The 12,850-nt window shown below is 42.9% G+C and carries 15 protein-coding genes; 9 read left to right on the top strand and 6 right to left on the bottom strand.

What is annotated here, in order from left to right; translation table 11 throughout:
- The first annotated feature begins 20 nt into the window (after nt 1-20).
- The gene (locus D2U88_RS12390; RefSeq protein ID WP_119640878.1) at nt 21-656 is read left to right on the top strand and encodes a DUF1684 domain-containing protein; all 636 of its coding nucleotides are present in this window, start codon (nt 21-23) and stop codon (nt 654-656) included.
- 55 nt (nt 657-711) lie between these two features.
- Here D2U88_RS12390 and D2U88_RS12385 read toward each other — a convergent pair whose 3' ends face one another.
- The 5 genes from D2U88_RS12385 to D2U88_RS12365 form a co-directional block, all read right to left on the bottom strand.
- A complete protein-coding gene (locus D2U88_RS12385) occupies nt 712-1,770 on the bottom strand; it encodes a porin (RefSeq protein ID WP_119640877.1) in 1,059 nt (352 codons plus the stop codon).
- 122 nt (nt 1,771-1,892) lie between these two features.
- Nucleotides 1,893-3,176: an ammonium transporter gene (locus D2U88_RS12380; RefSeq protein ID WP_119640876.1), complete on the bottom strand. Its 1,284-nt coding sequence runs from the start codon at nt 3,174-3,176 to the stop codon at nt 1,893-1,895.
- 36 nt (nt 3,177-3,212) lie between these two features.
- Nucleotides 3,213-3,551: a P-II family nitrogen regulator gene (locus D2U88_RS12375; RefSeq protein ID WP_119640875.1), complete on the bottom strand. Its 339-nt coding sequence runs from the start codon at nt 3,549-3,551 to the stop codon at nt 3,213-3,215.
- Between the two features lie 269 nt (nt 3,552-3,820).
- Nucleotides 3,821-4,195 (bottom strand): fluoride efflux transporter CrcB, encoded by a 375-nt coding sequence (crcB, locus tag D2U88_RS12370; protein WP_119640874.1) that lies wholly within the window; start codon nt 4,193-4,195, stop codon nt 3,821-3,823.
- A gap of 16 nt (nt 4,196-4,211) precedes the next feature.
- Nucleotides 4,212-4,391 carry a hypothetical protein gene (locus tag D2U88_RS12365; RefSeq protein ID WP_119640915.1) on the bottom strand — a complete coding sequence of 60 codons (180 nt, stop codon included), beginning with the start codon at nt 4,389-4,391 and terminating at the stop codon, nt 4,212-4,214.
- 342 nt (nt 4,392-4,733) lie between these two features.
- Here D2U88_RS12365 and D2U88_RS12355 point away from each other — a divergent pair, with 342 nt between their 5' ends.
- Nucleotides 4,734-5,120 carry a pyrophosphohydrolase domain-containing protein gene (locus D2U88_RS12355; RefSeq protein ID WP_119640872.1) on the top strand — a complete coding sequence of 129 codons (387 nt, stop codon included), beginning with the start codon at nt 4,734-4,736 and terminating at the stop codon, nt 5,118-5,120.
- A 33-nt stretch (nt 5,121-5,153) separates the two neighbouring features.
- On the opposite strand, the gene D2U88_RS12350 is transcribed toward D2U88_RS12355, so the two are convergent.
- Complete coding sequence (locus D2U88_RS12350; protein WP_182859176.1) at nt 5,154-6,221, bottom strand: branched-chain amino acid aminotransferase; 1,068 nt, start codon at nt 6,219-6,221, stop codon at nt 5,154-5,156.
- A gap of 106 nt (nt 6,222-6,327) precedes the next feature.
- On the opposite strand from D2U88_RS12350, the gene D2U88_RS12345 reads away from it, so the two are divergent.
- The 7 genes from D2U88_RS12345 (at nt 6,328) to D2U88_RS12315 (ending at nt 12,848) form a co-directional block, all read left to right on the top strand.
- Nucleotides 6,328-6,798, top strand: a complete 471-nt coding sequence (locus D2U88_RS12345) for a DUF4920 domain-containing protein (protein ID WP_119640871.1) — start codon at nt 6,328-6,330, stop codon at nt 6,796-6,798.
- A 3-nt stretch (nt 6,799-6,801) separates the two neighbouring features.
- Entirely contained in the window at nt 6,802-7,464 is a 663-nt protein-coding gene (gene mnmC2, locus D2U88_RS12340) for a tRNA (5-methylaminomethyl-2-thiouridine)(34)-methyltransferase MnmC2 (protein WP_119640870.1), read from the top strand.
- Nucleotides 7,465-7,600: 136 nt separating this feature from the next.
- Nucleotides 7,601-8,563, top strand: coding sequence for a TIGR01777 family oxidoreductase (locus tag D2U88_RS12335; RefSeq protein ID WP_119640869.1), 963 nt, complete (start codon nt 7,601-7,603; stop codon nt 8,561-8,563).
- Between the two features lie 135 nt (nt 8,564-8,698).
- Nucleotides 8,699-9,274: a nucleotide exchange factor GrpE gene (locus D2U88_RS12330; RefSeq protein WP_119640868.1), complete on the top strand. Its 576-nt coding sequence runs from the start codon at nt 8,699-8,701 to the stop codon at nt 9,272-9,274.
- Nucleotides 9,275-9,280: 6 nt separating this feature from the next.
- The gene (gene dnaJ / locus D2U88_RS12325; protein ID WP_119640867.1) at nt 9,281-10,396 is read left to right on the top strand and encodes a molecular chaperone DnaJ; all 1,116 of its coding nucleotides are present in this window, start codon (nt 9,281-9,283) and stop codon (nt 10,394-10,396) included.
- A 183-nt stretch (nt 10,397-10,579) separates the two neighbouring features.
- The gene (locus D2U88_RS12320) at nt 10,580-11,518 is read left to right on the top strand and encodes an ABC transporter ATP-binding protein (protein WP_182859175.1); all 939 of its coding nucleotides are present in this window, start codon (nt 10,580-10,582) and stop codon (nt 11,516-11,518) included.
- Nucleotides 11,508-12,848: an ABC transporter permease gene (locus D2U88_RS12315; RefSeq protein WP_119640866.1), complete on the top strand. Its 1,341-nt coding sequence runs from the start codon at nt 11,508-11,510 to the stop codon at nt 12,846-12,848. Before D2U88_RS12320 ends, D2U88_RS12315 begins: the two co-directional genes overlap by 11 nt.
- Nucleotides 12,849-12,850: the final 2 nt, after the last annotated feature.

Below are 12,850 nucleotides of genomic sequence, written 5' to 3'. Positions count from 1 at the left end.
CTTTGTGTAAAATCATTCAGATGAAATATATTGGTCTGTTTTGTCTTTTGTGCCTATTCTCTTGCGGAAAGGGAAAAAGATATCATGATGAATCCAACGAAACGCCAAAATCTGCCCTGGTGGCTGATATTTTGAAGTTTCAAGAAGAATTGGATGCCAGTTTCAAAGACCCGGAGGAATCGCCGTTACCGGATAAATATAAAAAGGATTTTGAGGGATTGGACTATTTTGAACCGGACACTACCTATGTGGTGAAGGCCAAATTGGTCCGTACCCCGGATGCTGAACCTTTTTTCATGCCTACCACTACGGATAGGAAAACGAATGAGGTTTTATATGGTATTGCCCATTTTACCTTAAATGGGGAAGAAAGGCAATTGGAAATTTACCAAAGTCTTGACCTGATCCAACAGGAACAATACAAGGAGTATTTGTTTTTACCTTTTAATGATGCCACCAATGGGGAAGAAACCTATGGGGGAGGTCGTTATATCGATCTTTCCATTCCTGAAGGGGATACCTTGGTAATCGATTTCAATAAGGCATACAATCCCTATTGTGCCTATAACAAAAAGTACTCCTGCCCTCTAGTGCCAAGGCAAAACTATTTGAGAACTAAGGTGAGAGCAGGAGTGAAAGATTTTCATAAAGACTAAAAAAAGCCTTAGACCAGAGGAATAAGGCTCTTTAGTTTTTACATATGCTTCTTTTCTAGAAAGAATAGATGGCTGCGAATAGTACAGAAGCCAAGCTTTTGGTTGGAGCCAAATCATTGTCGATGAAGGCATCCTCAGCAGAGCTATCCAAACGAATCTCTGGTTTTAGGATCAAGTCACCAATAGTTGCACTACCGGTTAGGGTCAAGGCCAATACACTACCATCACCGCTGGTGTCAGAACCAATACCTGTAGCATCTCCAAAGAAGTCCCCAGTCATGAAATATTCACCACGTAGACCCAAGCTGAAGGTTTCGGACACGGCATATTGTGGATAAAGGGCAACACCGGTGAAAGAACCACCATTGTCTTCAATGGAGAAGTGGGCGGCGTTCAATCCCAAGTAGAAATCTTCGGAAAGATCAAATCCACCGGTAAAGTCGATTTCATAGCTACTTTGGCTGTACACAAAGTTCAAGAACTGACCGGAATATCCCAATTGGGCACCCACGGCATAGTCTCCGGTTGGGTTGAATTCGGTAAGATCCGTTGGGTTCATCACGGCCAACATAGCGGTCCAATCGCTTCCAAGATCAAAATCAGCCTTCAAACCAGTATGGCTAAAAGGTCCATAAGAGAATAGGTAAGACGTACTGTAGTTGAAGTTGGCTACGGGGGAAATCACCTCGTATCCCAAGAAAGTGTTGAAGTTACCAAAGGTAAGGGTTACATCATCGCTAACATTCCAATACACATACAACTGGTTTACGATATCTCCGGTGGCAGAATACATTGGGGAAGCAAAAACGGCATCCGTACCACGTGGGCCAAATACCAAATCGGCCACAAAACCTACTTTTTCACCTTCATAAGCGGCAACAAGGTTGGCCATGCCCAAAGAAAAGCCGGGCAAGTTGGCAAAAGAGGAACCTGGAGCAATGGCATTCTCGTCGTTTGGTGCGGTCAAATTGGCCCTGTAATAAGCATCTACCGAACCACTAAAGCTGAATTTTGGTTTTTCTTCCTCTTCTTGTGCAAAAGCAGAAATTGTTACCATTGAAAGTATGGCGAAGGCCAAATTTTTTCCGAAATTTGTATTTATAATCGCTTTCATATCATAATCATTTTGAGTTGTCCCATTGGGACTACTAGTTGTTTAAATTGTGAGTTTTTGATTGAAAAGGTTATCAACGGAGCGTTTGGCAGAACGCTCCGTTTTCTTTTCTATGTGAGTTTTTAATTGTTCTGTGAGGAAATATGCTCTGGATAAGCTTCCACACCGTGCTCGTGAATATCGAGCCCTTCGATTTCTTCTTGTTCTGATACGCGAAGACCGATAGTTTTCTTCAAGATGAAAAGGATCACAAAGGTACCAAGGGCAGCCCAAGCAATGTAAGCTAAAGATCCATAGGTCTGTACCCAAAGAAGTTTGGCACTTCCTCCGTATAACAAACCACCATCCAAAGCGAACAGGCCGATCAAAACCGTTCCCAGAAATCCGCATACACCGTGTACGGAAATAGCTCCCACGGGATCATCGATTTTGAATTTTTTATCGATAATCTCAATAGAGAATACTACGGCCAATCCACAAAGTAGACCAATGGCAAGACTTCCTACGGCACTAACGGCACCACATCCTGCAGTAATACCGACCAATCCGGCCAAAGCTCCGTTCAAGGTCATGGAGATATCTGCTTTTCCGTAACGGATCCAAGTCAAAAGTAGTGCGGCAATGGCACCCATGGCAGCAGCCAAGTTGGTGTTGATGATTACACTACTGGCAGCAATGGTATCGTCACCACCCCAAGCCAACTGGGAGCCTCCGTTGAATCCGAACCATCCCAACCAAAGGATCAATACCCCAAGCGCACCGAACATCATGTTGTGTCCTGGAATCGCTTGTGCTTTGCCATCTACATATTTTCCAATACGAGGACCTACCATGATGGCGGCCACCAATGCGGCACCTCCACCAACGGCGTGTACTACGGATGAACCGGCAAAATCGATGAATCCTGCGGTGTTCAACCAAGCATCGTCATCAAATGGCCAGTACCAGCTACCGGAAATAGGGTAGATGAGCGTGGTCATTACGGCAGAGAAAATAAGGTACGTGGAAAACTTGGTCCTACCGGCTATGGCTCCTGATACAATCGTGGCAGCGGTTGCACAGAATACGGTTTGGAAGAACAGGTTATACCAGTCTGTCGCACTGAAAAAGAAATATCCTTGATCGGAAGGGCTGGTCCTGAAGAAACCTCCGGCCACCAGGTCGCTACCGTACATGATACCGTAACCCAAGGCCCAGAACATGACCGAGCCAATGGCAAGGTCCATAAAGTTTTTCATGATGATGTTACCAGAGTTCTTGCTGCGGGTAAAACCTACTTCGACCAAGGTAAATCCTGCTTGCATGAAAAACACCAAAACACCTGCAATGGTGATCCATAGTGCACCCATGTCGCCAGTGATGGCTTCCACGGCTTTTTCTATCGCTTCTTGTTCCTGAATAATCATAATCTAAATTTTTTGAGTTGTTTTTTGGTTATACTTTTAATTGATTCCGGCGCTACCGCTTTCCTTGGTTCGGATCCTGTAGGCCTCAATCATGTCGGAAACGAAGATTTTTCCATCTCCCACGTTGCCGGTGCTTGCAGTGTCCAATAATACGTTCACGGTTCTTTCCAGAAAGTCATCGGATACCACGATAACCAAATACCTCCTCTGTATATCGCTGGTACTGTAAGAAATGCCACGATACACATGTCCTTGTTTTTCATTGCCAACTCCTGTTACATCCCAGTAACTGAAGAAATTGACCTCAATTTGATGGAGTGCTTTCTTCACTTCGTCAAACTTCGATTTTCTAATAATTGCCTCGACTTTTTTCATAATTAAGTAGTTAATTGATGTCTCAAATATATAGTAATTCACAAAAGACTATTAAAAATGAGTGGGTTATCCGTCTATTTTTATGGGTATAAAAAAAATACCCCTAAAATTTTAGGGGTATCTGATTTTAAATAAAGTTTTGTTATTTATTTGTTGATTTTTTTTTAACATAAACCTTTTGGAAATTAATTTTTGTCATTAAAAGCTTCAAAAGGAGTTGTTAATGTTTAAGTTTTAACAAAATTTAACTATAAAAATGTAATTTGTAACTATCCTAGTTGTTTGGCCAACCAAAGGCCAAAAATAACGGCAAGAACCCCAAAACAGATGCTTGCGACCATGTAAATACCAAAGTTCAGGAGGTCGCCATTCTTCAAAAGGGAGTGTTTCTCAAAAGCAAATGCTGAAAAAGTCGTGAATCCTCCGCAAAATCCCGTGGCAAAAAAAAGTGTGCTGTTATAAGATAGGATATTACCTTTTGCGGACAATCCCAATACCAAGCCAATAAGCAGGCAACCTACAATATTGACCAGAAATGTTCCCAAGAAGAAGTTATGGAACAAAGGATTGAGGGGTTTGGAAATCAGGTAGCGCATTACGCTGCCAAATCCCCCACCTAAAAAAACAAGAAAGGCCTGTTTCATGCCCTAAAGGTACAAACTATACCGCTTCCTTGTATTCGGTTTCGGATGCCTCTCGGGGGAAGAGTCTTGGAAGTGAGGTCTCCGAAATTTTTTGAATCGGTTTTCTTAATCTTTCGCCTGCCCCGTTGACGCTAAAGATCAACAGTATTGCATTAATAGCGAGCAAAATGAAAAGGATGCTAAAGAATAACGTCATTTTTTCTGCCAAATTAATGTTAAACAAAAGTACGTCTTTTCCTATAGTATACGAATCAAACCCCATTTAATGTTGTGTAAATGAGCATTTTTGTGGTAAACTCAATTCAGGTGTTAATTTTTAAGAAAGTATTTGATAAGGAATAGGATTATTATAAAAGTTATAAAGGAAACAAGAATCCAGATAACACCTTTGTAATTTTTCCGATGTAGTTTTTTGTCCTTTTTATAGGATAGGGCAATGATAACCACAAAGGCCAGAAAAAAAAGAATGGCGAAAATTAACTGTCCCGTGCTGAACATATTTTTTACTTTTATGCAAATCTAAATCAAATCGAGAGCAATGGAAAGTAAAATAAAGGCAGTGGAGCTTTTTCACAATTCCTTCGGGCTTGGCGTGCTACATGAGCCGGTGGCAAATCTGGGAAAGGAAAAGAATAGGTTGAGGTTCAATTTGATGGACGAGGAGAACAAAGAGTACCTTGAAGCGGCCAATGATGGCGATATGGTAGAGGTGGCCGATGCGTTGGGCGATATGCTGTACATTCTTTGCGGCACCATTTTGGAGCATGGTATGCAGTACAAAATAGAGGAAGTCTTTGAGGAAATCCAAAGAAGCAATATGAGCAAGTTAGGGGCGGATGGCAAGCCGATCTATCGAGAGGATGGAAAGGTATTAAAGGGCCCCAACTATTTTAAACCAGACATCCAAACAATCATGGACAAATAAAAAAAGCACCTTTTAAGGTGCTTTTTCATTTTATTATTCAACGGGATACCGCCATCCGAACTTATCTTCGGCCCGGTTGTACTGTATATCGGTAATCCGTTTTTTCAACATGGATGCATAACTGTCCTTCAATTCAGGAAGTTCATAATCTTCCCCATGATAGCCAAACCCTGAAATGGGGGATACCACTGCTGCCGTCCCGGCACCGAACATTTCCTTGAGGGAGCCATTTTTGGCGGCTTCCACCAATTCGTGAACGGAAATCTTCCTCACTTCTGTTTTGATGCCTTCGTCCTTGGCAATGTCCAAAATGCTTTTTCGGGTAATTCCATCCAAGATACGATCATTGGTCGGGGCGGTCATCAAAGTATCGTTGATGCGAACAAAAACGTTCATGGCGCCAGCCTCTTCAATATATTCGTGTGCATTGTCATCTGTCCAGATAACTTGTTGGTAACCTTTGTCCGCGGCCAATTTGGTCGGGTAGAACTGACCAGCGTAGTTTCCACCTGCCTTGGCATAACCCACACCCCCATTGGCGGCACGGGAATAGGTCTCTTCGATCAAGACTTTCACCTTTCCAGAAAAATAGGAACCGGAAGGTGCGCAGGCGATGATAAACTTATATTCATTGGCCGGGGAGGCATGGAAACCTGTCCCTGATGCAAAAATAAAGGGTCTAATATACAAGGAACTCCCCGCATTGGTTGGGATCCAATCACTTTCCAATTGGATGAGCGCATGGAGTCCATCCATAAAAAAGGATTCTGGCAATTGTGGAATGGCCAAACGTTCCGCTGATTTGTTCAATCGCTTGAAATTTTCCAGAGGACGGAACAAAAATACCTTGCCATCCTCATCCTTATAGGCTTTCATCCCTTCAAAGATGGATTGACCGTAATGAAAGATCTTCGCTGAAGGATCTAGGGTAATGGGTTGGTAGGGAACAATCTTGGGGGCTTCCCATTCGCCATTTTTGTAATCGCAGACCAACATGTGGTCTGTATAAACGCTTCCAAAGGATAGATTGTCAAAATCCACCTCATGGATTTTGGAGGTTTTAGCTTTCTCTATAGCTATGTTGTTAACCATTGTTTCCATATCACTTACATTTGCAATGTTAAAATTAGCTATTTATTGTTAGTTTTGAGCGTTATACAAATCTAAATATCATACTTGATCTACAAACTTTTAAAACTTATTAAAAATGAAGGTTTTTAACACTATCTCTATTGTATTGTTACTGATTTTGGGAGTTTCCTCCTGCAAGCAGAAGACCATTAAAGGCGATTATTTCGGTCAGGAATTCGAAGTTTCGGACAAAGCCGTCAAAACTTCCGGTACCTATGATGGTATTGGAGCCAAGGATTCCCTTCAGACACAGATGATTGGGGAGATTACCGAAGTGTGCCAGGCCAAGGGCTGCTGGATGAAGGTGAAGTTGGATGCCGATAATGAGGTTTTTGTGCGTTTTAAAGACTATGGGTTCTTCGTTCCCAAGGATGCTGCCGGCAAAACCGTGGTGATGAACGGTGCCGCTTTTTTTGAAGAAATGTCCGTAGAAGACCAAAAACATTTCGCTGAGGACGAAGGCGCTTCGGAAGATGAGATTGCTCTGATCACTGCTCCCAAAAAGACACTCCGTTTTGAAGCGGATGGCGTGCTCATCGCCAATTAAATCTTGAAAAGAAAAATCATTGTTACCGGGGATGGCTCCAAAACCATCCAAATTGAAGACTGGGACGAACAATACCATTCCAAACACGGTGCTGTTCAAGAGGCCTACCATGTTTTTATGGAACATGGTCTGCGATTGTTCCAAAACAGTGAGATCCATGTTTTGGAAATTGGCTTCGGAACTGGGCTAAATGCTCTCATCACCTTATTGGAAGCTCCAAAGCAGCATCTGAAAATACATTATGTTGGGGTGGAAGCTTATCCGGTTACCTTGGAAGAAGTGGGGCATTTGGATTATTGTCATCAATTAAAGGCGGAAGATTCAGAGGAATTGTTCCAGTTGATGCATCAATCCAATTGGGAAGAAGAGGTTCCCGTCACCGATTCTTTCCATCTGCTCAAACAAAAGAAGGATTTTAGGGAAATCAAGGATTTGAATAAGTTCAACCTCATTTATTTTGATGCTTTTGGTGCCAGGGTACAACCCGACCTTTGGACTGAGGACATCTTCAAGATTATGTACGATGCCATGGCAAAAGGAGGTATTTTGGTTACTTACGCTGCCAAAGGTAGTGTACGCAGGGCCATGCAGGCTGTTGGCTTTACCGTTGAACGGTTGCCTGGACCGCCAGGAAAACGTGAAATGCTCAGGGCAATCAAAAATTAGACCTTGCCAAGATACTGTTAATGCCGGTGACCCAGATTGTCTTAAAAAGTTTTAAAGTTTGAACAATAGTGTTAAACCTAAATTAACGTCTCAGAAACAGCCATTTAAACCATTAAATTTGTGTCAAAATGATAGTATGAGGGTGTTGATTACAGGGGCAACGGGTCTGGTGGGCCAAGCAATCACCAATGTCTTGCATTCCAAAGGCATTCCCGTAAACTATTTGACCACGAGCAAGGATAAAATCACCAAGTTGGAAGATTTTCAAGGTTTTTATTGGAACCCATCCAAAGGTGAAATCGATGTGGACTGTTTCAAAAATGTTCAGGCCATTATCAATCTTGCAGGTACCAACATCGCTAAAAAATGGACTCCCATTCATAAGAAAAAAGTGATTTCGAGTAGGGTGAACAGCTTGAAAACCCTAAAAAAAGGTTTGCAGCAAGTTGGGGCCAATGATGTGGAATGTCTGGTTTCGGCATCCGCCATTGGTATTTACCCCGATTCTCTTTCCCATTACTACGAAGAAGATGAACAAGATTTAGGTAAAGGATTTTTGGGCAAGGTAGTCCGTAAATGGGAGGCCGAAGCGGACACGTTCAAAGAGCTGGATATCAATGTAGCCAAGGTCCGGATTGGAGTTGTTTTATCTACGGAAGGTGGGGCCCTTCCTAAGTTGGCCCTTCCTATCAAGAATTTTGTGGGATCACCACTGGGCAGTGGTAATCAATGGCAGTCATGGATCCATATTGAGGATTTGGCACAACTATTCGTTTTTATTGTGGAGAATAACCTGAAAGGGGTGTACAATGGAGTGGCCCCTAATCCAGTAACGAATACGAAAATGACCAAGGAAGTGGCCCGCATTTTGGAGCGCCCTTTATGGATGCCCCATGTGCCCAAATTTGTGCTTAGGGCAGTGTTGGGCAAAATGTCGACACTAGTTTTGGCCAGTCAACGGGTGAGCAGCAAGAAAATTGAAAAGAAAGGATTTACCTTTCATTATGCCAACATCTGCACGGCTTTACAAGACTTGTATTCAGGCGTAAAAGAAGAGGAAACTTCTCCTTTGGAGGCGACCAAGAACGAATTGGTCTGAATCTAAAGTATTCACGTAGATAAGATTATCAATCCGCCTAGGCGGATTTTTTTGTGATTTGTGGTGACATTTTGACATTTTTGGACAATTGGCAGTACTTTTGCCATTTCAAAACGGAAACAAAACAGACATAAAATGAGCAATAACAGTAAGGTTGAGGAAATGGAAGACGAGCTAAACAATGGCAAGACGACCGATAATACTGAGCTGAACGAAGAAAATAGGGAAATGGACCAAAATGAAGGACAGGAAGAAAAAGTTTCTGTGGAAGATCAATTGAGACAAGATTTGGCCCAGGAAAAGGATAAGTTCCTAAGACTTTTTGCCGAGTTTGAGAATTTCAAGAAAAGAACCTCAAAAGAACGCATGGACCTGTTCAAAACGGCAGGACAAGAAGTCATGGTGGCCCTATTGCCCGTTATGGACGATTTTGACCGTGCCCTTAAGGAACTTTCCAAATCCGACGATAAGGAAATGTTCAAAGGGGTGGAACTCATCAGCAATAAATTCAAGGAGACCCTAAAAAATAAAGGCCTGGAAGAGGTTGAGGCTAAGCAGGGAGATGCCTTTGATGCCGAAGTGCACGATGCCATTACCCAAATTCCCGCACCCGATAAAAAACTGAAGGGCAAGATCATCGATGTGGTTGAAAAAGGGTTCAGGCTCGGGGATAGAATCATCAGGCACCCAAAAGTAGTGGTAGGAAACTAGAGTTATATGAAGGAGGATTTTTACGAAATATTGGGAGTCTCCAAGGGAGCATCCGCAGCGGAAATAAAAAAGGCCTACCGAAAGAAGGCCATTGAATATCACCCTGACAAGAATCCTGGCGATACAAAGGCGGAGGAAATGTTCAAAAAAGCCGCAGAAGCTTACGAAGTTCTTGGTGACCCGGACAAGCGTGCCAAGTACGACCAGTTCGGTCATGCCGCTTTCGATGGAAGCGGTGGCTTCGGTGGTGGAGGTATGAACATGGATGATATCTTCAGCCAGTTTGGGGATATTTTCGGTGGTGCCTTTGGCGGTGGCTTTAGCGGCTTTGGTGGTTTCGGAGGAGGACAACGCAGGGTGAAGGGGAGCAATCTTCGCATCCGTGTAAAACTGAATCTGGAAGAAGTGGCCCATGGGGTCGAGAAGAAGGTGAAGGTGCGCAGAAAGGTACAGGCAGATGGGGTAACCTATAAAACCTGCCCAACCTGTAACGGAACCGGACAAATCACCAAGATTACCAACACCATATTGGGTAGAATGCAAACCGCTACTACCTGTAGTACGTGTGGTGGTTCTGGTCAGACCATTGATAAAAGACCTGCAGGTGCCGATGCCCAAGGGCTTATTGTGGAAGAAGAGACCGTATCCATCAAAATTCCACCAGGTGTTGAGGATGGTATGCAGTTAAAAGTTTCCGGAAAGGGTAATTCAGCTCCTGGGAACGGAGTCCCCGGAGATTTGTTGGTAGCCATAGAGACCGTGGAGCATGATACGTTGAAGCGGGAAGGGGACAATTTGCATTATGACCTTTATATCAGCATTTCCGAAGCTGTTTTGGGCAGCTCCAAAGAAATTGACGCCATTGGCGGCAAAGTCCGCATCAAGTTGGAGGCTGGGATACAGTCCGGTAAAATATTGAGATTGAGGGGTAAAGGAATCACGAGCCTTAACGGATATGGTAGTGGTGACCTTTTGGTACACGTGAACGTTTGGACCCCAAAAGAAGTGACCAAGGAGCAGAAAGAGTTTTTTGAGCGCATGCAGAACGATGAGAATTTTACGCCAAAACCGGAAAAATCCGATAAATCTTTCTTCGAAAAGGTGAAAGATATGTTCTCTTAAGCATAAAAAAACTTTCTGTTTAAATAAAAAACGTATATTTGAAACTGATGTTGGGTGACCGATATCTAATTTTCTTTTTCATAGCAATTTTTTTCCCATCCTTGAATTTTTTAAGGGTGGGTTTTTGTTTTTAAGGAATATGCAGGTATTGGGCAATTACATATCTTTGAAAAAATAGTTTACATGGATCATATCCTTGTTGCCAAAAATGTTTCCAAGACCTATGGAAACTATACAGCGTTGAGCAACATTTCACTCGAGATTCCTAAAAATTGCATTTATGGACTTTTGGGCCCCAATGGGGCTGGGAAGACCTCTTTTATACGTATCATCAACCAGATTACCCACCAAGATGCCGGGGAGATTTTTTTCAATGGGGAACATTTGTCCCCCAAACACATTGCCCAAATTGGATATTTGCCAGAGGAAAGGGGGTTGTACAAAAGCATGAAGGTAGGTGAGCAGGCCCTTTACCTGGCCCAACTTAAAGGGTTGTCCAAGCACGATGCCAAGGAACGACTGAAATATTGGTTCGAAAGGTTGAACATCGGCGACTGGTGGAACAAGAAGATCCAGGAACTTTCCAAAGGAATGGCGCAAAAGATCCAGTTCATTGTTACGGTGCTCCATGAACCCAAGCTGTTGATCTTTGATGAGCCTTTCAGTGGTTTCGACCCCATCAATGCCAACATCATAAAGGATGAGATCCTTAAATTGAAGGAACAGGGAACTTCTATTATTTTTTCCACCCACAGAATGGAATCCGTGGAAGAATTGTGCGAGTATATTGCTTTGATCCATAAATCGGAAAAAATTCTGGACGGGAAACTGGCAGACATCAAAAACGCCTACAAAAACAATATTTTTGATGTAGGCCTTCAAGTGGCAGAAAATGGTGAAGCCCTTATGAAATCTTTGGCGGAGAGATTCAATATCCTTTCTTCCAACCTAGAAAAGCAAGAAGGCCATTTGGATTTTAAAGTTCAGTTGCCATCATCTCATACGGGTGATATTTTAAGGGAATTGTCCACGGTAGGAAACCTATACCGTTTTGATGAGACCATCCCTTCGGCGAACGACATTTTTATCCAAACTGTAAACAATAAGGAAAATGGCAAGTAAACTCGGATTGATCATAAAGCGGGAGTATTTGGCCAAGGTCAGGAACCGTTCCTTTATTGTAATGACCATACTGAGCCCCTTATTGATTGTAGGTATGATCGTTTTGATTGCCTATTTGGCCAAGATCAATGATAATGAGACCAGGGTGATTTCAGTTTTAAACGAGAGTTCCTTTTTTCAAGAGGAATTTAAACCAACCAAGAGTTTGTCCTTTGTGCAATTGGACCACCTAACCCTGGAGCAGGCCAAGGATTCCACCAATGCGTTGGAATATTATGGATTGTTGCACATCCCTAAAGGCGAAACAGTGGAAGAAGTGGCCCGTGCCACCTATTTATTCACCAAGGATAATCCCAATTCCAGTGTTACCCAAAAGTTGGAATCTATCTTCCAAAGACAGTTGCGCCAGGATCGACTTGAAAAACTTGGGGTGTCTTCCGATCAGTTTTCCAATGTGGAAGCCCCTTTCGAAATCAATCTGGCCACTTTTGATGGGGAAAGAAGTATCAAGGGAATCAATGAGATCAAGGCTTTTATCGGTGGTGGTTTCGGATATGCTATCATGATGTTCATCATCATTTATGGAGGGTTTGTAATGCGTAGCGTAATCGAAGAAAAGACCAGTAGGATCATTGAGGTCATCATCTCCTCCGTAAAACCCTTCCAACTGATGTTGGGCAAGATTGTGGGCAATTCCTTGGCAGGATTGACCCAATTCACCATTTGGATTATATCCGCATCAGTGTTGTTATCTTTGGTCGTGATGGTGTTGGGGATTGATCTTAGTGCCATGTCCGGGGACCCCAATATGCCAGCCGGGCCTATGGGTGGTATGTCGCAATTAGCTCCTATGGACAGTGATATGATGATGTATACCAAAGAGATTTTGGATATTCCCTGGGGAATTCTGATCATTTCGTTCTTCATTTATTTTGTACTGGGCTACCTGATCTACAGCTCCATTTACGCGGCCATTGGTGCTGCCGTGGACAACGAAACGGATACGCAACAATTCATTTTCCCCATTATTTTGCCATTGATGCTGGCCATTTATGTGGGGTTCTTTTCCGTGTTCAGCAATCCACACGGGCCCATTGCCGTTGGTTTTTCACTCTTTCCGCTAACATCGCCCATTGTTATGTTAATGCGTTTACCGGGTGGAATTGGAGAAGGTGGAGTACCTTTATGGCAGTTTTTGTTGTCCATTTTCCTATTGATCGTTACATTTTTGGGAATTGTTTCTTTAGCGGCCAAAATTTATAGGGTCGGGATATTGATGTACGGTAAAAAACCTACCTACAAGGAGTTGGTAAAATGGTTGAGATATTAATT

It is taken from the genome of Flagellimonas aequoris, from assembly GCF_003584165.1.
GTDB classification, from domain to species: Bacteria; Bacteroidota; Bacteroidia; order Flavobacteriales; family Flavobacteriaceae; genus Flagellimonas; species Flagellimonas aequoris.
The sequence above is the reverse complement of the archived record's forward strand: the minus strand, read 5'-3'. Positions and strand labels throughout refer to the sequence as shown.